Annotated in this window: 21 protein-coding genes; 7 read left to right on the plus strand and 14 right to left on the minus strand. The window is 72.4% G+C overall.

Features of this window, described 5'->3' with window-relative positions; translation table 11 throughout:
- Nucleotides 1-3: 3 nt before the first annotated feature.
- The 3 genes from ACVWW9_RS12550 to ACVWW9_RS12560 are packed head-to-tail and all read right to left on the minus strand — an operon-like array spanning nucleotide 4 to nucleotide 2850.
- Nucleotides 4-807 carry a putative hydro-lyase gene (locus ACVWW9_RS12550; RefSeq protein ID WP_456515786.1) on the minus strand — a complete coding sequence of 268 codons (804 nt, stop codon included), beginning with the start codon at nucleotides 805-807 and terminating at the stop codon, nucleotides 4-6.
- Nucleotides 804-1571: a LamB/YcsF family protein gene (locus tag ACVWW9_RS12555; RefSeq protein WP_354260661.1), complete on the minus strand. Its 768-nt coding sequence runs from the start codon at nucleotides 1569-1571 to the stop codon at nucleotides 804-806. The genes ACVWW9_RS12550 and ACVWW9_RS12555 overlap by 4 nt, the downstream gene beginning before the upstream one ends.
- A 4-nt stretch (nucleotides 1572-1575) precedes the next feature.
- Nucleotides 1576-2850 (minus strand): NRAMP family divalent metal transporter, encoded by a 1275-nt coding sequence (locus tag ACVWW9_RS12560; RefSeq protein WP_456515787.1) that lies wholly within the window; start codon nucleotides 2848-2850, stop codon nucleotides 1576-1578.
- 146 nt (nucleotides 2851-2996) lie between these two features.
- Between ACVWW9_RS12560 and ACVWW9_RS12565 the strand changes: the two genes are divergently transcribed.
- Nucleotides 2997-3638: a GntR family transcriptional regulator gene (locus ACVWW9_RS12565; RefSeq protein WP_456515788.1), complete on the plus strand. Its 642-nt coding sequence runs from the start codon at nucleotides 2997-2999 to the stop codon at nucleotides 3636-3638.
- 4 nt (nucleotides 3639-3642) lie between these two features.
- Here ACVWW9_RS12565 and uvrB read toward each other — a convergent pair whose 3' ends face one another.
- Nucleotides 3643-5694 carry an excinuclease ABC subunit UvrB gene (uvrB, locus tag ACVWW9_RS12570; RefSeq protein ID WP_354260655.1) on the minus strand — a complete coding sequence of 684 codons (2052 nt, stop codon included), beginning with the start codon at nucleotides 5692-5694 and terminating at the stop codon, nucleotides 3643-3645.
- Between the two features lie 9 nt (nucleotides 5695-5703).
- On the minus strand, nucleotides 5704-6321 hold the full coding sequence (gene coaE, locus ACVWW9_RS12575) for a dephospho-CoA kinase (protein WP_456515789.1): 618 nt from the start codon (nucleotides 6319-6321) through the stop codon (nucleotides 5704-5706).
- A 150-nt stretch (nucleotides 6322-6471) separates the two neighbouring features.
- Here coaE and ACVWW9_RS12580 point away from each other — a divergent pair, with 150 nt between their 5' ends.
- Together ACVWW9_RS12580 and ACVWW9_RS12585 are read left to right on the plus strand one after the other, a co-directional pair.
- Nucleotides 6472-6972, plus strand: coding sequence for a hypothetical protein (locus ACVWW9_RS12580; protein WP_456515790.1), 501 nt, complete (start codon nucleotides 6472-6474; stop codon nucleotides 6970-6972).
- Nucleotides 6973-7066: 94 nt separating this feature from the next.
- Complete coding sequence (locus ACVWW9_RS12585) at nucleotides 7067-7912, plus strand: response regulator transcription factor (protein WP_456515791.1); 846 nt, start codon at nucleotides 7067-7069, stop codon at nucleotides 7910-7912.
- On the opposite strand, the gene ACVWW9_RS12590 is transcribed toward ACVWW9_RS12585, so the two are convergent.
- Both ACVWW9_RS12590 and ACVWW9_RS12595 read right to left on the minus strand, forming a co-directional pair.
- Nucleotides 7894-9102: a diguanylate cyclase domain-containing protein gene (locus ACVWW9_RS12590; protein WP_354260648.1), complete on the minus strand. Its 1209-nt coding sequence runs from the start codon at nucleotides 9100-9102 to the stop codon at nucleotides 7894-7896. The genes ACVWW9_RS12585 and ACVWW9_RS12590 overlap by 19 nt on opposite strands.
- Nucleotides 9099-10721 (minus strand): sensor histidine kinase, encoded by a 1623-nt coding sequence (locus tag ACVWW9_RS12595; RefSeq protein WP_354260646.1) that lies wholly within the window; start codon nucleotides 10719-10721, stop codon nucleotides 9099-9101. Before ACVWW9_RS12595 ends, ACVWW9_RS12590 begins: the two co-directional genes overlap by 4 nt.
- Nucleotides 10722-10821: 100 nt before the next feature.
- On the opposite strand from ACVWW9_RS12595, the gene ACVWW9_RS12600 reads away from it, so the two are divergent.
- On the plus strand, nucleotides 10822-11445 hold the full coding sequence (locus ACVWW9_RS12600; RefSeq protein ID WP_456515792.1) for a DUF4126 domain-containing protein: 624 nt from the start codon (nucleotides 10822-10824) through the stop codon (nucleotides 11443-11445).
- On the opposite strand, the gene ACVWW9_RS12605 is transcribed toward ACVWW9_RS12600, so the two are convergent.
- The 5 genes from ACVWW9_RS12605 to ACVWW9_RS12625 all read right to left on the minus strand — a co-directional run bounded on the left by ACVWW9_RS12605 (nucleotide 11442) and on the right by ACVWW9_RS12625 (nucleotide 17693).
- The gene (locus ACVWW9_RS12605) at nucleotides 11442-12812 is read right to left on the minus strand and encodes a serine hydrolase domain-containing protein (RefSeq protein WP_456515793.1); all 1371 of its coding nucleotides are present in this window, start codon (nucleotides 12810-12812) and stop codon (nucleotides 11442-11444) included. The two genes, ACVWW9_RS12600 and ACVWW9_RS12605, sit on opposite strands and share 4 nt — an antisense overlap.
- Nucleotides 12813-12889: 77 nt before the next feature.
- Nucleotides 12890-14350, minus strand: coding sequence for a 30S ribosomal protein S1 (gene rpsA, locus ACVWW9_RS12610; RefSeq protein WP_123697946.1), 1461 nt, complete (start codon nucleotides 14348-14350; stop codon nucleotides 12890-12892).
- A gap of 155 nt (nucleotides 14351-14505) precedes the next feature.
- A complete protein-coding gene (locus ACVWW9_RS12615; protein ID WP_456515794.1) occupies nucleotides 14506-14961 on the minus strand; it encodes a hypothetical protein in 456 nt (151 codons plus the stop codon).
- Nucleotides 14958-16652, minus strand: coding sequence for a DUF885 domain-containing protein (locus tag ACVWW9_RS12620; protein ID WP_456515795.1), 1695 nt, complete (start codon nucleotides 16650-16652; stop codon nucleotides 14958-14960). Before ACVWW9_RS12620 ends, ACVWW9_RS12615 begins: the two co-directional genes overlap by 4 nt.
- Nucleotides 16653-16682: 30 nt before the next feature.
- The gene (locus ACVWW9_RS12625) at nucleotides 16683-17693 is read right to left on the minus strand and encodes an LLM class F420-dependent oxidoreductase (RefSeq protein WP_456515796.1); all 1011 of its coding nucleotides are present in this window, start codon (nucleotides 17691-17693) and stop codon (nucleotides 16683-16685) included.
- Between the two features lie 60 nt (nucleotides 17694-17753).
- Here ACVWW9_RS12625 and ACVWW9_RS12630 point away from each other — a divergent pair, with 60 nt between their 5' ends.
- Together ACVWW9_RS12630 and ACVWW9_RS12635 are read left to right on the plus strand one after the other, a co-directional pair.
- Nucleotides 17754-18404 carry a hypothetical protein gene (locus tag ACVWW9_RS12630; protein ID WP_456515797.1) on the plus strand — a complete coding sequence of 217 codons (651 nt, stop codon included), beginning with the start codon at nucleotides 17754-17756 and terminating at the stop codon, nucleotides 18402-18404.
- Between the two features lie 110 nt (nucleotides 18405-18514).
- Entirely contained in the window at nucleotides 18515-19114 is a 600-nt protein-coding gene (locus tag ACVWW9_RS12635; RefSeq protein WP_456515798.1) for a hypothetical protein, read from the plus strand.
- Between the two features lie 58 nt (nucleotides 19115-19172).
- Here the strand turns inward: ACVWW9_RS12635 and polA are convergent, their stop codons facing one another.
- A complete protein-coding gene (polA, locus tag ACVWW9_RS12640; protein WP_456516033.1) occupies nucleotides 19173-21794 on the minus strand; it encodes a DNA polymerase I in 2622 nt (873 codons plus the stop codon).
- 149 nt (nucleotides 21795-21943) lie between these two features.
- Between polA and ACVWW9_RS12645 the strand changes: the two genes are divergently transcribed.
- A complete protein-coding gene (locus tag ACVWW9_RS12645) occupies nucleotides 21944-22297 on the plus strand; it encodes a PaaI family thioesterase (RefSeq protein WP_456516034.1) in 354 nt (117 codons plus the stop codon).
- 225 nt (nucleotides 22298-22522) lie between these two features.
- Here ACVWW9_RS12645 and ACVWW9_RS12650 read toward each other — a convergent pair whose 3' ends face one another.
- The gene (locus tag ACVWW9_RS12650) at nucleotides 22523-23404 is read right to left on the minus strand and encodes a DUF559 domain-containing protein (protein ID WP_456515799.1); all 882 of its coding nucleotides are present in this window, start codon (nucleotides 23402-23404) and stop codon (nucleotides 22523-22525) included.
- Nucleotides 23405-23509: the final 105 nt, after the last annotated feature.

The raw sequence follows: 23509 nt of genomic DNA on the forward strand, positions 1-23509 counted from the left end.
CCCTCATAGGGCGTACGCCGCGTCCGGCACGTCGGTGACGAACATGTGGCCGGGCGCGTGCGTGACCGCGAAGGGCGGCCGCGACGCCATGATCGCGGCCTGCGGGGTGACACCGCATGCCCAGAACACCGGCACGTCCCCCTCCTGCATGACGGGCGGGTCGCCGAACTCGGGAGCGCCGAGGTCGGTGATGCCGAGCGAGCCGGGATCGCCGATGTGCACGGGTGCGCCGTGGACGGCGGGGAACCGCCCGGAGATCGTGACGGCGTCGGCGACGCGGCTCGCGGGGATCGGCCGCATCGAGACCACGAGCTCCCCGTGCAGGCGGCCGGCCGGTGCGCAGGCCGTGCTGGTGCGGTACATCGGCACGTTGCGGTCGTGCTCGCGATGGCGGATGGGGATGCCGTCGTCGACGAGCCCCGCCTCGAACGTGAACGAGCAGCCGATCAGGAACGCGACGAGGTCCGGGTGCTCCTCCCACGCGGCGGACGCATCCGTCGTCTCGTCCGCGAGCTGGCCGTCGCGCCACACCCGGTAGGCGGGGATGTCGGTGCGCACGTCGCTGCCGGGCGCGAGCCGCGACTCGACGCGTCCCGCCTCGAGCACCTCGAGCACCGGCATCGGCTTCGGGTTGCGCTGCGCGAACAGCAGCGTCTCGAACGCCCAGTCTGCGGGCACGGCGATGAGGTTGGCCTGCACGAGCCCGTGCGCGACCCCGCTCGTCGGCGCGACGGTTCCCGCCCGGTAGGCGGCGCGCGCCTCGCGCGCCTGCGCGAGCTGCGCGGCGGTCGCCGCGGCGGCGCTCATCGGGCCACCGCGAAGGGTGCGATCGTGACGCCGGCGTCCTCGAGCGCAGCGCGCGTGGCCTCGGCCATCGCGATCGCGCCGGCGCTGTCGCCGTGCACGCAGATCGACTCGGCGCGCACCGCGACGTCGCTGCCGTCGACCGCCTCGAGCACGCCCTCCTGCGCGAGCCGCACCATCCTGGCCGCGACGAGGGCCGGATCGTGCAGCACCGAGCCGGGCTCCGTGCGCGAGACGAGCAGCCCCTCGGGGGTGTAGGCGCGGTCCGCGAACGCCTCGGCGGCGGTGCGGAGGCCCGCCCGCTCGGCGACCTCGAGCACGACGCCGCCCGCGAGGCCGAGCAGCACGAGCGACGGGTCGACGGCGCGGATGGCTGCGACGACGTCCTTCGCCTGCCGCTCGTCGCGGGCGATCGTGTTGTAGAGCGCGCCGTGGGGCTTGACGTAGGCCACGGTGCCGCCGACGGCGCCGGCGAGCGCCTGCAGGGCGCCGAGCTGGTACTCGACGTGCGCCTGCAGGGTCGCGGAGTCGACGTCCATCGCGAGCCTCCCGAACCCCTCGTAGTCGCGGTAGCCGGGATGCGCGCCGATCGTCACGCCGTTCGCGACGGCGGCCTCGAGCGTGGCGCGGATCCCCTCGGGGCTGCCGGCGTGGAAGCCGCACGACACGTTCGCGCTCGTCACCACCCGCAGCATCGCCTCGTCGTCGCCGACGATGCGGTCGGGCACGTTCTCGCCGAGGTCGGAGTTCAGGTCGATCGTGCTCATGCGGTCAGGCTCCCACGCCGAGGAGGGCGAAGATCGGCCCGATCGAGACGGCGCCCATGTAGAGGCTCAGCAGCGTCGCGAGCGTGCCGACGATGAGCAGCCAGCGCGGGTAGCGGTAGCCGCCGAGCACGTCGTGCTGGCGGAACCAGCCGATGTACATGAAGATCGCGAGTCCGATCGGCAGGATCAGGCCGTTGAAGCCGCCGACGAAGACGAGCAGCGCCGCGGGCGCGGTGCCGATGAAGGCGTAGACGGCGAGCGACACGAGGATGAACGCGACCGTCGCGAGCTGCAGGGGCCAGCCGCCCGCGAGCCGCTTCGCGAACACCGACAGGAAGGTCGCCGACGTGTAGGCGGCGCCGATCACCGACGTGAGCGCCGCGGCCCAGAAGATGAAGCCGAAGATGCGGATGCCCGCGTCGCCGAGCACGACGCCGAACGCCTGCGCTGCGGGGTTCGCCGCCTGGCCGGAGATGTCGAGCACGACGCCGGAGGCGACGACGCCGAGGATCGCCAGGAACAGCACGTAGCGCATGATGCCGGTGACGAGGATGCCCTGCATCGACGCGCGGTGCACGCCCTTGATGTGGTCGGGGCCGACGAGGCCCGACTCGAGGTAGCGGTGCGCGCCGGCGTAGGTGATGTAGCCGCCCACCGTGCCGCCGACGATCGTGGTGATGCTCGCGAAGTTGAGCGTGTCGGGCAGGAAGGTCTGGCGGAGCGCGTCGCCGACCGGCGGCTGCGATGCGATCGCCACGAACACCGTCATGAGGATCATCGCGACGCCGAGCACCATGACGACGACGTCGACGGCACGGCCGGCCTTCTTGAACAGGAAGATGCCGATCGCGAGGAGGCCCGTGAGCAGGCCGCCGAGCTTCGGGTCGATGCCGAGCAGGGCGTTGAGGCCGAGGCCGCCGCCCGCGATGTTGCCGATGTTAAAGGCGAGGCCGCCGATGACGATGAGCACGGCGAGCACGTGGCCCGAGTACGGCACGGCGTCGTTCGCGAGGTCGCCCGCACGCTTGCCCGAGACGGTGATCATGCGCCAGATGTTCATCTGCACGGCGAAGTCGATGAGCACCGAGATGAGGATCGCGAACGCGAACGCCGCACCGAGCGACGCCGTGAAGGTCGCGGTCTGGGTGATGAAGCCCGGCCCGATCGCGGACGTCGCCATCAGGAAGATCGCGCCGAGGATCGGTCCCCTGCGGCTCTTGGCGAACGCCTTCGCCTTCGCGCCGGCGTCCGGCTCGGTGGTGTGCTGTGCGTCGGGCATCGCCGTCCCCATCTCCATCGGTGGGCTCCGGTGCGCGGGCCGCGCGACCTGGAGTCCCATCACTGTAGAGCAGAATCGCATCGATTGTTGAACAATGTGGGTCCGCCGTGTTTCGGTCGTGTTGCGCTCGGCCCTACGCTCGAGGCATGACCGAGCCCTCGACGACGCTGGCGGATGCCCTGCGCGAGCAGATCATCGCCGGCGAGTTCGCGCCCGGCGCGCGGCTGTCGGAGGCCTCGGTCGCCGCCCGGCTCGACGTCTCGCGCAACACCCTCCGCGAGGCCTTCCGCGTGCTCGCGCAGCACGGGCTCGTCGAGCACGTGCCGCACCGTGGCGTCTCGGTCGCCTCCCCGAGCACCGCCGACGTCGTCGACATCTACCGCGCCCGGCGCCTCCTCGAGTGCGGCGTGCTGCGCGGCGCCTCAGCCCTGCACCCGGGCGTCGCCGACATGCGCGCCGCGCTCGAGCGCGCCGAGGCGGCGTTCGAGCTGGGCGACTGGGCGACCGTCGGCACCGCCAACATGGCCTTCCACCGCGCCCTCATGGCGCTCTCCGACAGCCCGCGTCTCGAGCGGTCGCACGGGCACCTCGCGGCCGAGCTGCGGCTCGCGTTCCTCGCCATCGACGACCCGGAGTCGCTGCACCGCCCGTTCGTCGCGCGCAACCGCGCGGTGCTCGAGGCGCTCGTCGGCGACGGCCCGGAGGCAGCCGCGGACGAGCTCGAGCGCTACCTCACGGAGTCCGAGCGGCGCGTGCTGGGCGCGTACGCGCGGATGGGGCGCGCGTAGCCCGCTAGCTGGCCGCGCGCATCTGCCGCAGGTCGCGCTTGAGGTCGTGCAGCTCGTCGCGGATGCGCGCCGCGAGCTCGAACTTCAGCTCGCCCGCCGCCTCGGTCATCTGCGCCGACAGGTCGGCGATGATCGACTCGAGCTGCGTGGGCCCGTCCATCGCCGAGCGGTCCCGAGCGAGCCGGGGCGTCGGCGCACCGCGGCGCGTGCCCTGCAGCAGGTCGTCGGTGTCGGCCTGCTCGCGGTTGAGCACGTCGGTGATGTCGGCGATGCGGCGGCGGAGCGGCGTCGGGTCGATGCCGTGCTCAAGGTTGTAGGCGACCTGCACCGCGCGGCGCCGGTCGGTCTCGTCGATCGCCAGGCGCATCGAGTCGGTGATCCGGTCGGCGTACATGTGCACCTCGCCCGAGACGTTGCGGGCCGCGCGGCCGATCGTCTGGATGAGCGACGTCGAGGAGCGCAGGAAGCCCTCCTTGTCGGCGTCGAGGATCGATACGAGCGACACCTCGGGCAGGTCGAGGCCCTCGCGCAGCAGGTTGATGCCGACGAGCACGTCGAACAGCCCCTGGCGCAGCTGCGTGAGCAGCTCGACGCGGCGGAGCGTGTCGACGTCGGAGTGCAGGTAGCGCACCCGCACGCCCGCCTCGGTGAAGTACTCCGTCAGCTCCTCGGCCATCTTCTTCGTGAGCGTGGTGACGAGCACGCGCTCGTCGCGCTCCGCGCGCACCCGGATCTCCTCGAGCAGGTCGTCGATCTGCCCCTTCGTCGGCTTCACGACGAGCTTCGGGTCGACGAGGCCGGTCGGGCGGATGATCTGCTCGACCACCGTGTCGGCGAGCCCCATCTCGTACTTGCCCGGCGTCGCCGAGAGGTAGACCTTCTGCGGCGTCCGCTCGAGGAACTCGTCGAACTTCAGCGGTCGGTTGTCGAGCGCGCTCGGCAGCCGGAAGCCGTGCTCGACGAGCGAGCGCTTGCGGCTCGCGTCGCCCTCGTACATCGCGCCGATCTGCGGCACGGTGACGTGGGACTCGTCGATGACGACGAGGAAGTCGTCGGCGAAGTAGTCGAGCAGGCAGTGCGGCGGCTCCCCCGCCTCACGGCCGTCGATGTGGCGCGAGTAGTTCTCGATGCCGGAGCAGAAGCCGATCTGCTCCATCATCTCGAGGTCGAAGGTGGTGCGCATGCGCAGCCGCTGCGCCTCGAGCAGCCGGCTCTCTCGCTCGAGCACCTTGAGCCGCTCGTCGAGCTCGTCGCGGATGCGGTCCATCGCCTTCTGCATGCGCTCGTTGCCGGCCACGTAGTGGCTGCCGGGGAAGATCGAGACCGACTCGTGCGTCTCGATGATCTCGCCGGTGAGCGGGTGCAGCGTCGACAGCGCCTCGATCTCGTCGCCGAAGAGCTCGATCCGGATCGCGTGCTCCTCGTACATCGGGATGATCTCGATCGTGTCGCCGCGCACGCGGAACGTGCCGCGCGTGAAGGCCACGTCGTTGCGCTGGTACTGCATCGCGACGAAGCGGCGGAGCAGCGCCTGGCGGTCGATCCGCATGCCGACCTGCAGCGCGACCATCGCCTCGAGGTACTCCTCGGGGGTGCCGAGGCCGTAGATGCACGAGACGGTCGAGACGACGATGACGTCCCGACGCGAGAGCAGCGCGTTCGTCGCCGAGTGCCGCAGCCGCTCGACCTCGGCGTTCAGCGACGAGTCCTTCTCGATGAAGGTGTCGGTCTGCGGGATGTACGCCTCAGGCTGGTAGTAGTCGTAGTACGAGACGAAGTACTCGACGGCGTTGTTCGGCAGCAGCTCGCGGAACTCGTTCGCCAGCTGTGCGGCGAGCGTCTTGTTGTGCGCGAGCACGAGCGTGGGCCGCTGCACCTGCTCGACGAGCCAGGCGGTCGTCGCGCTCTTGCCGGTGCCGGTCGCGCCGAGCAGCACCACGTCGGTCTCGCCGCGGCCGAGCGCCTCGGTCAGCTCGCGGATCGCCTTCGGCTGGTCGCCAGAGGGGGTGTACTCGCTGATGACCTCGAACGGCCGGACGGCACGGGTCGGTTCCATGGGTCCAGCCTACGAGCGCCCACCCACACGGCCGCTCGAGAGCCGCTCCCACAGCGCGTCCGCCTGCGCGAGCGTCGTCGAGAGCTCGCCGTCCGTCTCGATGACGACGTCGGCGATCGCGAGCCTGCGCTCGTCGCTCGCCTGCGATGCGACGCGTGCGCGAGCATCCTGCTCGGTCATCCCCCGCAGCTCGACGAGCCGCCGCACGCGCACATCCTCGGGGGCGTGCGCGACGACCACGAGGTCCCACGGGTCGTCGGGACGCGCCTCGACGAGCAGCGGCACGTCGTAGACCACGACCGCGCCGGGGTCCGCCGCGAGCGCTGCCGCGAACCGGCGGCCGGACTCTGCGGAGACCGCGGGATGCACGATGGCGTTCAGTCGGCGCCGGGCGCGATCGTCGGCGAACACGACGGCGCCGAGCGCCGCGCGGTCGAGCGCGCCGTCGGGCAGCAGCAGGTGATCGCCGAACTCGTCCGCGATCGCGCGCAGCACGGGCATGCCTGGCTGCTGCAGCTCGCGCACCACCGCGTCGGCGTCGATGACGACGGCGCCACGCTCGGCGAGGCGGGCGGAGATCGTGGACTTGCCGGACGCGATGCCGCCGGTGAGCGCGACGAGGGGCATGCCGACGAGTCTTGCACGGCAGGTCCTGAGCGAGTCCCGCGCGCCCCTTGGGCGCGGCATCCCGGGGCGCTGAGGCGCCGGTCGTAGCCTCGCCGCAGCGCGCTTCGACGCCGCGGCGCGCGCCGATGGATGGGAGGGGCCGTGGTCGCCATGCGACGCATCGCCATCGCCCTGCTCCTGCTGAGCGGCATCGCCGCCGGCGTGACCGCCGCGCTGTGGGGCGCGGCGCTCGCGGGCGTCGCGCACACCTCGGTGATCGGCTCCGACGCCATGCGGCCGGCCTTCCTGACCGGGGACCTCGTGATCTCGACGCCCGTCGCCACCGACGGGCTGCGGGCGGGCGACGTGATCAGCCTGCCCACCGAGGGCGCGCCGCAGCTCGTCACCGAGCGCGTCCTCGAGATCACCCGGATGCCCGACGGGCAGTGGTCGATCCTCGCCCGCACCGACGCCGGCCCGGGCATCGCCGCGGAGCACATCGTCGGCGCCCAGGTGTGGGAGCCGACCCTCCGGGTGCCGGTCGTCGGCGGCGTCGCGAGGGCCGTGCTCGAGCCGCGACTGGGGCTGCCGCTGCTCTCCGCGTTCGGACTGCTCGTCGTCGCCGCGCTGCTCTGGGGCGCCCCGCGGGCGCGCTCGACGAAGGCCGCGTGAGGCCCGCGCGGCCGCAGATGCGCTCGACGTCGCCGGACGACGGTACGATCTCCCCCAATGCGCCGTGTCACGCGGTGGGGAACGTGGGGTTGTGATGCACGAGGACGTCGCGGTCGTCATCGAGGATGGCGAGGACATCCGGGAGCTGCTGGCGCAGGTCCTGACGCAGGGCGGCTTCGCCGTCTACACGGCAGCCGACGGCGCGACCGGCGTCGAGCTCGTGCGCGAGCACGACCCGATCGTGGTGACCGTCGACGTCAACATGCCCGGGATCGACGGCTTCGAGACCGCTCGGCAGATCCGCAGCATCAGCACCGCGTACCTCGTGATGATCACGGCGCGCGGCGACGAGATCGACACGCTCGTCGGCCTGCAGACCGGTGCCGACGACTACATCGTCAAGCCGTTCCGGCCGCGCGAGCTGCGCGCCAGGATCGAGGCGATGATGCGGCGACCGCGCTCGCTCGCCTCCTCGCACCCCTCCGCGGCCCACCAGCAGGCCGCCGTGCCGGCATCCGCGCCCGAGCACGTCTCGCTGTCGACCGCGCCGGTCAGCACGGCGGCCCCCAGCACGACGACCCCCGGCTCGACGCCGTGGCTCGACGAGGACTCCGACGCCGCCCCGCTCGAGCACCGCGGCCTGCGCCTCGAGCCCGGCGCTCGCGTCGTGGAGCTCGAGGGCGCCGAGGTCGAGCTGACGCGCAGCGAGTTCGACATCCTGCGGATGCTGCTGGGCTCCGGCCGGCGCGTCGTGAGCAAGCTGCAGCTCGCCGGCATGCTGCGCGGGGAGCGCGGCGAGCCCGACCACTACCTGAGCGAGCACGACGCGCGCGCCATCGAGGTGCACGTCGCCAACCTGCGCCGCAAGCTGGGCGAGTCGCCCTCCGAGCCGCGCTGGATCGAGACCGTGCGCGGAGTGGGCTACCGCCGCACCGCCTGATCGCCGCGCGCCGCGCTGTCGGCGTCGTCGTCCTCACCGGCGACCACCACCGTCACGTCGTCGCTCGCGATGGCGCGCCGCGCCGCCGCCCTCGCGGCGTCGAGGAGCGTCTCGCGGTCGTACCCGCTCGTGCTCGTCACGCTGAGCCCCATGCCGATCGGCGGGATGACGGGCACGCCGGCGGTGCGCAGCTGGTCGAGCATCGCGCGGTGCATGCGCGCGGCGAGCTGCCGCGCCTCGGCGGGCGACTTGGGCTGGAACGCGAGCAGCAGCTTGCCCTCGTCGTCGGTGCCCATCGCCGCCGTCGTCGGCGACAGCCGCCGCACGGCCGCCCTGGCGGCCTGGCGCACGTGCTCCGCCTCGTCGGCGCCGAACGCCGTCGAGATGCGCGACAGCGCGTCGATCTTCACCACGAGCACCGCGAAGAGCTCGGCCCGTCGGTTGGCGCGCATGAGCCGGCCGCCGAGCACGCGGACGAACGACGGCTCGAGCAGCACCCCGTCGGGCGCGATCGCCATGAGCGTGGAGTCCTCGGTCCCGCGCAGGCGCACCTGCTCGGCGCGCAGCACCGAGGTGAGCACGACCACGATCACGATGAGCGAGATGGTGACGATGCCGACCAGGCCGTCCGAGAGCCAGGTCTGGAACACCGGGTGCTCGGTGCCGAGCGCGAGCGCGGTGAGGCTCCGCGTGAGCTGGAAGGCGGCGGCCAGCCCGAGCGTCACGCTGAGCCCGAGCGCCGTGCGCGTACGGCGCATCGCGCCACGCGTGGCCTCGGAGGCCGTCAGCGCCGAGAACAGCGCGTTCGCCCCGAAGACGAGCGGCGAGGCCGACCAGCCCTCGGTCGGCGTCTCGAGCAGCACCACGACCACGGTCGCGGCTGAGGCGGCGATGACGGCCACCGCCGACCGTCGCAGGCGATGCCCGTTGAACACCCGGCAGCCGAGCCACAGCAGGCCGAGCGCGGCCACCCACGCGGCGTTGCCGATCGCCACGAGCCACCACGCGTCGGTGCTGACCGCGCGCACGATGTAGGCCTCCGTCGCGATCATGCCGCCGATGAAGCCGAGCGCCCACACCCGGCCGGCGCGGTCGTCCTTCCGCAGCATCGTCTCGAGCACGAACACGCCGCCGGCGACATGCATGACGATGGCGGTGAGGAACTGGATCGTGGGGACGTCGAGGGTCATGCTGCGGCTCCTCGCCGGATGAGCGGCAGTCGGACGACGAACGTCGCCCCGCCGCCCGGCTCGCTCTGGACGGTGATCTCGCCGCCGTGCGCGCGCACGAGGTCGCGGCTGATGGCGAGCCCGAGCCCGTTCCCGGGGGCCATGTTGCCAGCAGGCGCGGCGCGGTAGCGGCGCTCGAACAGCCGCGGCAGCGCCTCCTCGGCGATGCCGGGCCCGTCGTCACGCACGACGAGCCACGCGTGCTTGTCGTCGGAGGTCACGCCGACCTCGATGAGGCCGTCACCCGTGTGGTAGTTGACCGCGTTGCCGACGAGGTTGTCGACGACCTGGCGGATGCGGATCGGGTCGATGTCGGCCTCGACCGACTCGATCCCGGTCGTGTCGATGCGGATGTTGCGCGCTGCCGCGCGCGGCTCCATCGCCTCGGCGGACGCCTGCACGACGCGGGCGATGTCCTCCCGGACGAGGCGGACGTCGAAGCGTCCAGGGCCGTCGCCGGTCGCCGCGAGCACGTCGCCGATGATGACGAGCAGCCGGGAGGCGTTGCGCTCGGCGATCTCGAGGCTGCGGCGGGCGTGCGGGCCGACGTCGCCGCCGTCGAGCGCGAGGTCGAGGTGCCCGAGCACGCTCGTGAGCGGCGTGCGCAGCTCGTGCGAGACCGAGGCGACGAGCTCGTCGCGCATCTGGCCCGCGAGCTGCTCGGCGGTGACGTCGCGCGTGATGAGGATCGCGCCGACGTCGGCGCCGTCGACGTCGACGAGCCGACGGACGGTCGACTGCAGCGCACGGCGGCTGTCGCCGGGAGGCCCCTGCCAGCACAGCACGTTCTCGAACACCTCGCCGCGCCGGGCTCGTGCCGCGGGCGACTGCCCGGGCTCGACGGGCGTCACGCCGTCGGCGTCGTACAGCTCCGCCGTGTCGTCGAACGCGTTGAGGCGCAGGTGGGCGTCGTTCTCGACCGAGACGGAGCCGTCCGCGCCGATCCGCACGACGCCGAAGTCGACGGCGTCGAGCACCTCGCTCACCGCGTCCTCCTGGCGCCTGGCGCGCTCGACCGCGTGGTCGAGGTACGTCGCCTGCTCGTCGAGCAGCGTGCGCTGCGCCGCCGCGCGCCGGGCGGCGACGAACGCGACGATCGACCCGGCGGTGAGCACGAGCGGCCCGAGGTACGTGTGCACCGGGTCGACCTCCTGCTCGAGCATGATGCTCGCGGCCCAGAACAGCAGCGACGAGCCGCCCGCGCCGACGACGAGGCCGCGCCAGCCGCCGACGGTCGCGAGCCACGTCGCGGGCACCATCCACAGCAGCCACAGCTCGGAGTCCGGGTCGCCGATCTGCAGCAGGAAGATGGCGAGCAGGTCGCCGGTCGGCACGACGCCGACCCAGATCGGGTGCACGCGGTTCCACGGCACGACGAGGGCGAGCACCGTCAGGCCGAACAGCAGCAGCATGCCGACGAAGAGCACGTCCCCCGCGGCGAGCTCGCCCACGACGACGACGAGCCCGCAGGCCACGAGGCAGGCGGCGGCGAGCAGCAGCTGGTTGACCGCGGTGACGCGCTCTCGAGTGCGGTCTGGGCGCACCGCGTCGGTGCGACTCACCGTCACGGCCGCGTCCATGGGACGACGGTACCGCGCGCGCGGCCGTTCGCGGCGCACGCTCGGCTCGCGCGGCTACGATCGCCGCAGGCGGCCACGACGGCCGCGGACGGGAGGCGTCGTGCTGGAGTTCCTGACAGGCACGGGCCTCGCCGCGGCCGCGGGCATGAACGCGTACATCCCGCTGCTCGTCGTCGGCCTCGCGAACCGCTTCTTCCCGGATGCCATGCAGCTGCCCGACGGCTGGGCATGGCTGTCGAACGGCTGGGTGCTCGGCATCGTCGCGGTGCTGCTCGCGGTCGAGGTGGTGGCCGACAAGATCCCCGCCGTCGACAGCGTGAACGACGTGCTGCAGTCGATCGTGCGCCCGACCGCGGGCGGCCTCGCCTTCGGCTCGTCGTCGACGGCCTCCACCGTCGCCGTCACCGATCCGGCCGCGTTCTTCGCCTCGAACCAGTGGGTGCCGATCGTGGTCGGCGCGGTGATCGCGCTCGGCGTGCACACCGTGAAGTCGCTCACGCGGCCGGCCGCGAACGTGGCGACCGCGGGCACGGCTGCGCCGGTGGTCTCGACGATCGAGGACGTCGGCGCGATCGGCCTCTCGCTGCTCGCGATCGTGGCGCCGGTGCTCGTGCTCGTCGCGCTCGCGCTGCTCGGCGTGCTCGGGTGGTCGCTCTGGCGCAGGGCGAGGCGCCGCCGCAGCGCGGAGCTGCGACCGGCGACCGACGGGCCGGCGGAGCCCTAGGCCGTCGCGTCCTGGGGCACGGGTGCGACGGCATCCATGCGCCACGCGCCGCGCCAACGGACCACGCGCCCGTCGTCGTCGCGCTCGGCGATCGCGTGCTCGTGACCGGAGCCCATGCCCGTCGCGGCTTCGATGCGGACGCGGTCGTCGCCCTCGGGCGTGAGGACGTCCACCGCCTGCAGCGGGTCCGGCGCGGTCGGCGCGATCGCGAGCAGCCGGCCGCCGAGCTCGACGACGTCGACGCGGCCCCAGATGCTCGCGAACGCGCCCTCGAACGAGCGCGCGAGCTCGAGCTCGCCGTCGGAGGCCGAGGATGCGTCGAGCGCCGTCCCGACGATGCGCGCGACGCCGACGGCCAGCTCCTCGGCGGGGCCATCGATCGCGTTCGTCAGCACGGTCACCACCACGTCGCGCTCGGCGTCGACGAGCGTGCGCGTCGCCTGCCCGGTCCAGGCGCCGCCGTGGCCCGCCCACGTGCGGCCGTCGATCGTGCGCAGCATCATCCCGAGGCCGTAGCCGGCGCTGCCGCCGTCGCGCCCGGTGGTCGTCCAGAGCTGCTGCCGCATCCGTCGCCGGCTCGCGGCGTCCAGCAGCCGGTCGTCGTCGTCGGCGACGGTGCGGAGCAGGTCGGTGAGCTCCGCAGCGGTCGCGACGGCGCCGGTCGCGGCGGCGAGCGCGCCGGTCGAGGGGCTGCCGAGCACGGCCCGGCCCTCGTGCGAGTGCAGCGCGGAGTGGCCCGCGACGAGCGGTCCGCTGCCGGTGCCGAGGTCGGCGCTCGTGGCGCCGAGCCCGAGCGGCTCGACGAGCAGCGCCTCGATCGCGTCGGCGTACGACCGGCCGGTGACGGCCTCGATCACGAGGCCGAGCAGGCCGAAGCCGATGTTCGAGTACTTGAACTCGGTGGATGCCGGCACGCGCGAGACGCCGGCGCGTGCGATCCCGAGCAGGCGGTCGGCGTCGGGGAAGTCGTCCTCGAGGTGCCAGAACGCGACGTCATCGCCGTCGCGGACCGCGCCGCCGCCGTGCGAGAGCAGCTCGCGCAGCAGCAGGGCGCCGGCGTCGGTGCCGCGCAGCGCCGGCACGTGCAGCTGCGCCTCGTCGTCGAGCCGGAGCCTGCCGTCGTCGACGAGCCGCATGGTGGCGATGGCGGCGAGCGCCTTCGAGTGCGAGGCGATGCGGAACCGGTGCGCGGGGGTGAGAGCCTCCCCCGTCGACCCGTCGGCGACGCCGTGCGCGCGCTCCAGCACGAGCTCGCCGCCGATCCGCACCGCGACCTGCACGCCAGGGATCCGAAGCCGCCAGCGGCGGTAGGCGAGCCAGCGGTCCGCGTAGTCGAGGGCGTGCAGGAGCGACGGAGACGCAGGCATGCTCCGATCCTGCCATGCTCACCGCAACGCGAAGCGGGCCGCACCCGGAGGTGCGGCCCGCTGTCGTGGTGCGGTGCTTACTCGGCCGAGCCGGTGAGCTTCTCGCGGAGGGCGGCGAGGGCCTCGTCGTCGGCGAGCGTGCCGGCGCCGGACTCCTCCGAGGAGCCGCCGAACGACGATGCGCCCGAGGGCACGTCGTTCGAGTGCACGTCGGCGTCGCGGGCCGCGGCGACCTGCGCCTTGTGCGCCTCCCAGCGCGTCTGCGCTGCGGCGTACTCGGCCTCCCAGGCCTCGCGCTGCTCGTCGAAGCCTTCCTTCCACTCGTTCGTCTCGGGGTCGAAGCCCTCCGGGAACTTGTAGTTGCCCTGCTCGTCGTACTCGGCGAGCATGCCGTAGAGGGCGGGGTCGAAGTCGGTGCCGTCGGGGTCGACGCCCTCGTTCGCCTGCTTGAGCGAGAGCGAGATGCGGCGGCGCTCGAGGTCGATGTCGATGATCTTCACGAAGACCTCGTCGTTGACCGCGACGACCTGGTCAGCCGTCTCGACGTGCTTCGACGACAGCTCCGAGATGTGCACGAGGCCCTCGATGCCGTCCGCGACGCGGACGAAGGCACCGAACGTGACGAGCTTCGTGACCTTGCCCGGCGCGACCTGGCCGATGGCGTGGGTGCGCGCGAAGATCTGCCACGGGTCCTCCTGCGTCGCCTTGAGCGACAGCGAGACGCGCTCGCGGTCGAGCTCGACCGTGAGGATCTCGACGGTGACCTCCTGGCCGACCTCGACGACCTCCGACGCGTGCTCGATGTGCTTCCACGAGAGCTCGGAGACGTGCACGAGGCCGTCCACGCCGCCCAGGTCGACGAACGCACCGAAGTTGACGATCGACGAGACGACGCCCTTGCGGACCTGGCCCTTCTGGAGCGACTGCAGGAACTGGCCGCGCGAGGCCGACTGGGTCTCCTCGAGCAGCGCACGGCGCGAGAGCACGACGTTGTTGCGGTTCTTGTCGAGCTCGAGGATCTTCGCCTCGATCTCCTGGCCGAGGTACGGCGTGAGGTCGCGGACGCGACGCAGCTCGATGAGCGAGGCCGGCAGGAAGCCGCGGAGGCCGATGTCGACGATGAGACCGCCCTTGACCACCTCGATGACCGTGCCGGTGACGACGCCGTCCTCGTCCTTGATGCGCTCGACGTCGCCCCAGGCGCGCTCGTACTGCGCGCGCTTCTTGGAGAGGATCAGACGACCCTCCTTGTCCTCCTTCTGGAGGACGAGCGCCTCGACGGTGTCGCCGACCTCGACGACCTCCGTAGGGTCGACGTCGTGCTTGATGGAGAGCTCGCGCGAGGGGATGACGCCCTCGGTCTTGTAGCCGACGTCGAGAAGGACCTCATCGCGGTCGATCTTGACGACGGTGCCCTCGATGAGGTCGCCGTCGTTGAAGAACTTCAGGGTCTTCTCAACGGCGGCCATGAAGTCATCGGCCGAGCCGATGTCGTTCACAGCGACCTGCTTGGGAGCCGTGGTCGTTGCAGTGGTCATAGAGTTCAAGGTGCCTTGTTGGTGGTCTCGGGCCGATGGGCATGCGGATGCCCATCCAGCGCTTCGGATTGGGGTCGTCACCACACGAGTGACCCGGCAACTCTACACGGCGTTCGCACAGGTCGACAAGCGAGGCCGCAGCTCGCCGGGACGCGTCAGTCGTGGGCGAGCGCCGAGCGCACCATCATCGTGCCGAGCGGCTCGGCGCACGAGCCCTCCGCGAGCGCGCGGTCGAAGAGGTCGCGCTCCGCGAGCGACCGGATGGCGGCGTCGCGATCCGCCGTCGCGGCCTCGACGAGCCCGGGTGCGCAGCTCGAGCGCCAGCGGGCCAGCGCCGCCTCGGTCTCGGCCTCCAGGGCGTCGAGCGCCTCGTGCCACGCGTCCACGCTCGCCTCGTGCTCGCGCTCGGCCGCCCGGCGCCGCCAGAGGCCCACGCGCGGCGCCGGTCCCGGCTCCTCCGCGCGCAGCCGCAGCGATTCGGCATGGGCGCGGTCGCACACCGCGATCGGCTCGCCGGCGTGGGCGCCGAGCGCCGCCCGCTCGAGCAGCGCGAGCTGGTCGAAGTGCTCGACCGGCTCGCGCATGCCCGAGGCGACCTCGAGCGCGGTCACGCCCCGCGGAGCACGGCGCCGCGCAGCGTGTCGAGTCCGACGCCGCCGATGTTCAGCACGCGCGAGTGGAACGACTTCAGGTCGAACGCGTCGCCCTCCGCCTCCTTCGCGCCATCCCGGATCTGCTCGAAGATGCGCTGGCCGATCTTGTAGGACGGCGCCTGCCCCGGCCAGCCGAAGTAGCGGTTCACCTCGAAGCGCACGAAGGGCTCGTTCATGTTCACGTTCGACTTCATGAAGTCGAAGGCGTAGTCGAAGTCCCACTCCCCCGTGCCGTCGAGGCGCGGCTTGCCGAGGTGCACGCCGATGTCGAGCACGACGCGCGCCGCGCGCATCCGCTGGCCGTCGAGCATGCCGAGGCGGTCGGCCGGGTCGTCGAGGTAGCCGAGGGACTGCATGAGGCGCTCGGCGTAGAGGGCCCAGCCCTCGGCGTGCCCCGAGGTGCCGGCGAACGCGCGGCGCCAGAGGTTGAGCTGCCCGCGGTTGTAGGTCGCCTGGGCGATCTGCAGGTGGTGGCCGGGGACGCCCTCGTGGTAGACGGTCGTCAGCTCGCGCCAGGTGTCGAACTCGGTGACGCCCTCGGGCACCGACCACCACATGCGGCCGGGCCGCGAGAAGTCGTCGGCCGGGCCGGTGTAGTAGATGCCGCCGGTCTGCGTCGGCGCGATCATGCACTCGAGGGCGCGGATCGGCTCGGCGATGTCGAAGTGCGTGCGGCCGAGCTCCTCGATCGCGCGGTCGCTCGTCTCCTGCATCCACGCCTTGAGCGCGTCGGTGCCGTGCAGCTTGCGGCTCGCGTCGCCGTCGAGGTGGGCGATGGCCTCCTGCACGGTGGCGCCGGGCTTGATCTCGCGGGCGATCGCCTCCTGCTCGTCGCGCATCCGCTCGAGCTCCTCGATGCCCCACGCGTAGGTCTCGTCGAGGTCGACGTCGGCGCCCAGGAAGCGGCGCGACATGAGCGAGTAGAACTCGCGGCCGACCGCGTCGACCGGGTTCGCGGAGGCGGCGAGCTCGCCGCGCAGGAAGGTGGCGAGCCGGTCGTGCGCCTCGGTGGCGACGGCGGCCGCGTCGGCGAGGTCGCCGCGCAGCGACTCGGGCAGCTCGGCGTCACCCGCCTTCGCCGACTGGGCGAGCTCGTGGAAGAAGCCGGTGCCCGGCTGGTAGTCGGCGAACTGCTCGAGGACGTTCTCGATCTGGCGGCCGGCGGGCGTGCTGCCCGTCGCGATGCCGTTGCGCAGCGACGCGATGTAGCCGTCGATCGCAGCCGGCACGTTGCGCATGCGCTCGGCGACCGTCGCCCAGTCGTCCTCGGTGCCGGTCGGCATGAGGTCGAAGATGTCGCGGATGCCCGTGGCGGGGCTCGCGAGGTTGTTGAGGTCGCGGTCGCCCCAGCCGGAGGCCTCGACGTCGAGGTCGAGCTGCAGCTCGCGCGACAGGTCGGTCTTCGTCACCCAGTCGATGTCGTCGGCGGGCTCGACCGCCGCGAGGCTCGCGAGCGTCTCGCGCGCGAGGGCGGCGCCGGCGGCGCGGCCCTCCGGGGAGTAGTCGCCGAAGCCGGCCTTGTCGCCCTCGAGGCCGACGTAGACGTTGATCTCGGGGTTGAGGGCCGCCGCCCGGTGGACGTAGTCCTCGGCGATGCGGTCGATGTCGGTCTGCGGGCGCGAGGGGGCGCCGACGTTCGCGTCAGTCATGGCGACAGCCTAGGGGCGCGGAGGCCGGATCTACGCGAGCGCGGCCATCACGTCGCGCTCGAACAGCTCGATGCCGTCCTGCTCGAACGCGACCTCCGGCATGTAGGCGATGAGCGTGCCGAGCCCCGCCTCGCGCAGCGCGCCGACGTGGTCGACGACCTGCTGCGGCGTGCCGACGACGGCGCCGCGCGTCGAGAAGCCGGTGCCGGCGTGCTCCGCCGGCATCGCCGAGTCGGCCCGGGCGTTCACCTCGTCGACGACGCGACGGGCCTCGGCCTCCGTCTCGCGCACGACGATGTTGAGGTTCGACGTCAGCCGCACCTCCGCCGGGTCGCGGCCCTCCTTCTCGAGGTGGCCGAGCAGCACGTCGCGCTTCCGCGCGAACTGCTCGGGGCTGCCGCCGAAGTTCGTGGCATCCGCCCACTTCGCCGCGTAGCGGAGCGTGCGCTGCTCGCCGCCGCCGGCGATCCAGGTGGGGATGCGGGGGCGGCCGTCGCGGCCGCGCTGCAGCGGCTGCGGCCGGCAGATGGCGCCGTCGACGGTGAACGTCTGCGACTCGAGCGTCGCCTCGCCCTCCGCCCACAGCCGCTGGATGATCTGCACGCCGTCGCGGAGAGCCGAGATGCGGTCGCCGACGCCGGGGAAGCCGTAGCCGTAGGCGCGCCACTCGTGCTCGTACCAGCCGGCGCCGATGCCGAACTCGAGCCGACCGCCCGAGATGAGGTCGACGGTCGCGGCGATCTTCGCGAGCAGCGCCGGGTTGCGGTAGCCCATGCACGTGCACATCTGGCCGAGCCGCACGCGCGACGTGCTCGCGGCGAGCGCGGCCATGAGCGTCCACGCCTCGTGCGTCGCCTCGTCGGTCGGCTGCGGTGTCGTGTGGAAGTGGTCGTAGACCCAGATGGAGTCCCACGCGCCGGCGTCGGCGCGCTGGGCGACGTCGAGCATCCGCCCCCACTGCTCGGCGGGGTCGATGCCGACGAGGTCGAGGCGCCAGCCCTGCGGGACGAAGAGGCCGAATCGGAGTGCGTCTGCGGTCATCCCGCAAGCCTACGGCGGCTCCCGCCGCTGACGTCCAGCGGCATGCGGCATCCTCGGCGCATGCTGCCCGATCGCCCCCTCCCCCCGCTCCGGCCCGCTGCGGTGGCCTACGAGGAGGGGCGCGCCGGTCGGCAGCAGCTCGGGCTCGCGGTCGCCGGGGCGCTGTTCGTCGGGGTGACCGCGTTCGGCGTCTGGACGGTGGTCGCGAGCCAGCAGCAGTACCCGGGCAGGCCGGAGGCGGTGCTGGGCACGGGGTTCGGCGCGATGTTCGCGCTGCTCGGCGCCGTGGTCGCGCTCACCGCGCTCGGCGTGCTCCGCCGCATCCGGCGATGGGCGCGATCGCCGCGACCGCTGCTGCTGCTCGACGACGCCGGCATCGCGGGCGCCGAGGGCGAGCTGGTCGCGTGGCAGCAGGTCGCGAGCATCGAGGTGCGCGCGGACGGCCCCACGCCGCCGCCCACGAACCGCGTCGCGCAGCTCGACCCCGGCCACAGGATGGCCGTCGCGGTGCGCGGCGGGCTCGACCGCACCGCCGGCCGCTCGTCCGGGCTGCGCGACGGCCGGCGCTCGGTGCGCGTGCTGCTGCACGACGGCAGCGACCGCTGGCACGACCTCACGCTCCCCGTCGGGCCGGAGCGCTTCGCATCCGTCGCGCTCGCGATCGCCGAGCACGCGCAGCACCGCGGTGTGCCGGTGGCGCTGCCGCGCTGAGCGGACGGCCGACGCCGGGGACGGCAGCCACGCTGGCCCGTTGACCGGTCGCGGATGCGGGAGGACGATGGCGCCGAGCGGCGCCCCGATGGCGGCTCGCGGAGGCCGACATGCGCGATGCGGTGGTGGAGCCCACGCCGGCGAGCCCGCCGCATGCCGCGCATCCCGTCGCGGCTGCGGCGATCGGCGCGCTGGTCGGGCTCACGTGGGCAGCGGCGCTGCGGGCGTACATGGTGACGATCGCGGGCCCGGGGTCGTCGTTCACGTGGTGGACGCTCGTCGCCATCCTGCTGCCGGGCGCGATCGCGGGCGCGTGCATCGGCGTCGCGCACGCGCGCCGCACGCGAGGGCGCGCGTGGCTGCTCGGCTTCGCTCCCTTCGCGTTCACCGCGTTGACGATGCTGGAGCCGGGCGCGCTCACCGCGCTCGTGACGACCGGGATCGGCGGCGGCGCGATCGCCGTGCCGGCCGCGCTCGTGCTGGGCGGGTTCGGTCTCGGCACGATCGGCCCGCGTGCGGCGCGCATCCCGTGCCTCGTGCTGGCGGTGCTCCTCGCCGCCGGCTTCGCCGCCGCGGTGCCGCTCGCGGGTGGCTCCGCTGTCGCTGCGACGACGGCGCGCGGCGCGTGGGCGATCCTGCTCGCCGCTGGGCTGCTGCTGACCGGGATGCTGGGCACCGCGCTCGCGTTCCGGCGCGACCGGCGCGCCTGACGCACGAGGCGTCCGAGCGCCCGGCCCGCGTGCGGCTTGACCCAGTGCGCGACGGGGCTCAGTGCGCGGCGGCGTCCCAGTTCGGGCCGACGCCGACCTGCACCTCGAGCGGCACCGACAGGTCGGCGGCGCCGCCCATCTCGGCGCGCACGATCGCCTCGAGCGCCTCGCGCTCCCCCGTCGCGACCTCGAACACGAGCTCGTCGTGCACCTGCAGCAGCATGCGCGAGCCGAGGCCCTCATCGATGATGCGCCGGTCGATCGCGATCATCGCCCGCTTGATGATGTCGGCCGCCGAGCCCTGGATCGGCGAGTTGAGCGCCTGCCGCTCGGCGTTCTCGCGCAGCACGCGGTTCGACGACGTGAGGTCGGGGAACGGGCGGCGACGGCCGAAGATGGTCGTCGTGTAGCCGTCGTCCTTCGCCTGCATGACGACGCCGCGCAGGTAGTCGCGGATGCCGCCGAAGCGCTGGAAGTAGTCGAGCATGAGCTGCTTCGCCTCGGCCTGCGTGATGCGCAGCTGCTTCGAGAGCCCGAACGCGCTCAAGCCGTACGCGAGGCCGTAGCTCATCGCCTTCACCTTCACGCGCTGGAGCGCCGTGACCTCGCTCGGGTCGACGCCGAAGATGCGCGAGCCGACGAAGCGGTGCAGGTCCTCGCCCGAGAGGAACGCCTCGATGAGGCCCTCGTCGCCCGAGAGGTGCGCCATGATGCGCATCTCGATCTGCGAGTAGTCGGCGGTGAGCATCGTCTCGAACTCGGGACCATGGACGAACGCGGAGCGGATCTCGCGGCTCACCTCGGTGCGCACCGGGATGTTCTGCAGGTTCGGGTCGTTCGACGAGAGGCGGCCGGACGCGGAGCCCGTCTGGTCATAGCGGGTGCGGATGCGCCCGTCGTCGTGGATCGCCTTGAGCAGCGACTCGATGATCTGCGCGAGCTTCGTCGTCTCGCGGTGCTGCAGCAGCAGCCCGAGGAACGGGTGCGGGTTCGTCTCCTGCAGGTCGGCGAGCGACTGCGCGTCGGTCGAGTAGCCCGTCTTCGTCGCCCGCGTCTTCGGCATGTCGAGCTCTTCGAAGAGCACGCTCTGCAGCTGCTTGGGGCTGCCGAGGTTCACCTCGCGCCCGATCACGCCGTAGGCGGCCTCGGCGTGGCCGGCCGCCTGCTCGCGCATCTGGTCGAGGATGCGCTGCAGCACCTCGCGGTCCATGTGCACGCCCTGCTGCTCCATGCGGATAAGCGCGGGCATGAGCGGCAGCTCGATGTCGTCCAGCACGCCGAGCGTGCCCGGGTCGAGCCGCGGCCGCTGGGCGCGGGCGAGCTCACCGGTGAGCCACGCGACCGTGCCGAGCTCCTCCGGCTCGATCTCGGGCACGAGCTGGTTCGGGTCGGGCGCCGGGAGCGTCGCGCCGAGCAGCGCCTCGGTCTGCCAGTCGAGCTCGAAGGTCTTCGGGGGCGCGGTCGGCGTTTGCAGCCACGCGGCGACGCGCGTGTCGTGCGCAGCGCCGCCGAGCACGAGGCCGGCGCGCTCGAGCGCCTTCTTCGACGCCTTGACGTCGTGGAGCGCCTTCGGGGCGTCGGACGCGAGCCAGGCGACGAATCCGTCGTAGTCGCCGGTCCCCGCTTTGTAGGGCACGTAGGCGCTCGCGCCCTCGGTCGCGACGCCGAAGCCGGCGATGCCGCCGACGCCGTCGTGGGCGATCGAGACGGCGACCGTGCCCTTCGCCCGCGAGAGCCACAGGTCGAGCTCCTCGTCGACGAGCTTCTGCACGGCGGGCGCCTGCACCTCCGGCTCGAGCGCGGCGACGGCCTCGCCGCTGCCCTCCTGCTTGAGCACGCGGTCGAGCAGCGTGCGGAACTGCAGGCGCTGGAAGACCTCGCGCAGCTTCGCCTCGTCGACCTGCCCACGCGTGAGCTCGTCGGGCGTCACGCCGAGCTCGACGTCGGTGAGCAGCTTGTTGAGCCGGCGGTTGCGCTCGGCGCGCTCGCGCTGCTCGCGCAGGTTGTTGCCGACCACGCCCTTGATCTCGTCGGCGTGCGCGAGCAGGTTCTCGACGGTGCCGTACTGCGTGATCCACTTGACGGCCGTCTTCTCGCCGACCTTGTCGATGCCGGTGAGGTTGTCGCTCGTCTCGCCGACCAGGGCGGCGATCTCGGGGTACTGCTCGGGCTCGATGCCGTAGCGCTCGCGCACCGTCTCAGGCGTGTAGTGCTTGAGCTCGGAGACGCCGCGCACCGACGGGTAGAGCAGCGTGACGTCGTCGTTGACGAGCTGGATCGTGTCGCGGTCGCCAGAGACGACGAAGACGTCCATCCCCGCCTTGCGGCCCTCGACCGAGAGGGTCGCGAGGATGTCGTCGGCCTCGTAGTCCTCCTTCGAGATGGTGCGCACGCCCATCGCGTGCAGCGCCTCCTCGAGCAGCGGCACCTGGCCCTTGAACTCCTTGGGCGTCTCGTCGCGGGTGCCCTTGTACTCGGCGTACTCACGGGTGCGGAACGAGAAGCGCGAGATGTCGAAGGCGACCGCGAGGTGCGTCGGCTTGTGGTCCTGCAGCAGCTTGAGGAGCATCGACAGGAACCCGTGGATGGCGTTGGTGTGCTGCCCCTCCGAGTTGACGAAGTTCTCGAGCGGCAGGGCGAAGAACGCCCGGAACGCGAGGGAATGGCCATCGATGACCATGAGGGTAGGCTTCGTGTCCGACACGGTGGCCAGCCTAGCCGCCGCATCCGACACCACCTCCGGGAGCCCACGTGACCCAGCTCGACGCCCAGACGCAAGCGGTGCTGGATGCGCAGGGCGAGGTGCCGGGCGGCGAGCTCTCGGCGCGGATGGGCATCGAGTTCGTGAAGCTCTCGGCCGAGCACTCGATCGCGCGGATGCCGGTCGACGGCAACCGGCAGCCGGCCGGCTTCGTGCACGGCGGCGCGTACTGCGTCATCGCCGAGAGCCTCGGCTCCATCAGCGCGAACATCCACGCGGGCGACGGCGGCTACGCCGTGGGCGTCGACATCAACGCGACCCACACGCGCTCGATCACGAGCGGCTGGGTCAACGCGGAGTGCAAGGCGGTGCACCTCGGGCGCTCGATGACGGTGCACGAGATCGTCTGCACCGACGACGCTGGCAACCGCGCCTCGACCCTCCGCATCACGAACTTCATCAAGCGCCACCCGAGCGCGTAGCGCGCTCCTTCCCGTACGAGCGGTCACTCCCGAACGTGAGTGGTCACTCCCGAACGTGAGTGGTCACTCCGGAGCCTGAGCGGTCAATCCGGAGCCTGAGCGGTCAATCCGGAGCCTGAGCGGTCAATCCGGAGCGCGAGCGGACACTCCCGAGCCACAGCGGTCACTGCCAAGCGCGAGAGTCCACGACCCTCACGCGTCCGTACGCGGCCTGAGGGAGATCGCTCAAGCAGCGCTCCAGGAGGAGTAGCGCTCGTACGCGGCCACGATCCCCCGCAGCAGCTGCTGTCCGCCGTCGAGCAGATCGTCCTTCGTGACCACGATGATGTGCCAGCCCAACGCCCGCAGCTTCTGACGGCGGATGCGGTCGCGCTCCTGCTGGGCAGGATCCGTGTGATGCTCGCCGTCGTACTCCACGGCCAGCTTCAGGCGGGGCCAGCTGAGGTCGAGTCGCGCGACGAACATGCCCGTCGCGTCGAACACCTCATGCTGGAGCACCGGCGCGGGCAGCGCGCCGATGATCAGGAGGCGCAGCAGGGATTCCCGCGGCGATTCCGCCCCGACGCAGACGAGCGCCAGCGCTCGCCGAGCCAGGTGGAGCCCACGGGCTCCCTCGTAGCGCCGCAGCGCATCCGTCAAGTCCTGGACCGTGAGCGGATCACGCCGCTTCGTCGACACCAGCCAGTCCCCGACCGCGACCAGCTCCTCGAGGCTCAGCATGGTGGCCAGGTGCACGAACGTGTCGGCTCTCGCTTCCACCCGCAGCCCGTCGACCTCCTCCACCGCAGACTTGAGGCGGTGGCCGACGACGCCGGGCCGTCGCATGCGGGAGCCGCCAGTCGGAGACGCGAGGTGGACTCTGGCCTCCCTCTCGAACCGCGACGGCAGCGGCATGCCATGGATGCGTGCAGCGGTCGTGTGGCAGAAGAAGCTGTCCTGCCGCGCGAGCACGCGAACAGCCTCGAGCAGGGCTCGCGCCTCGTCGCCGACCGCCGCGGTGATGCGGGCGCCGCGGGCCGGTCTCGTGAACGCCATCGAGCGCAGCTCGGCTGCGGTGTATCCCCGCTCCAGGCCTTGCCGGATCGTGAAGCCGTGCGGACTCTCCATGCGGAGGATGATGCCTGCAGCGCTGCAGCCCGGCGGGCGACTGGCGTCCCGGCTGTGGAGAGACGGGGTGCTCAGCGGATGCCCACGCAGCCCGCTGATGACCGC

The organism is Agrococcus sp. UYP33, from assembly GCF_054060915.1.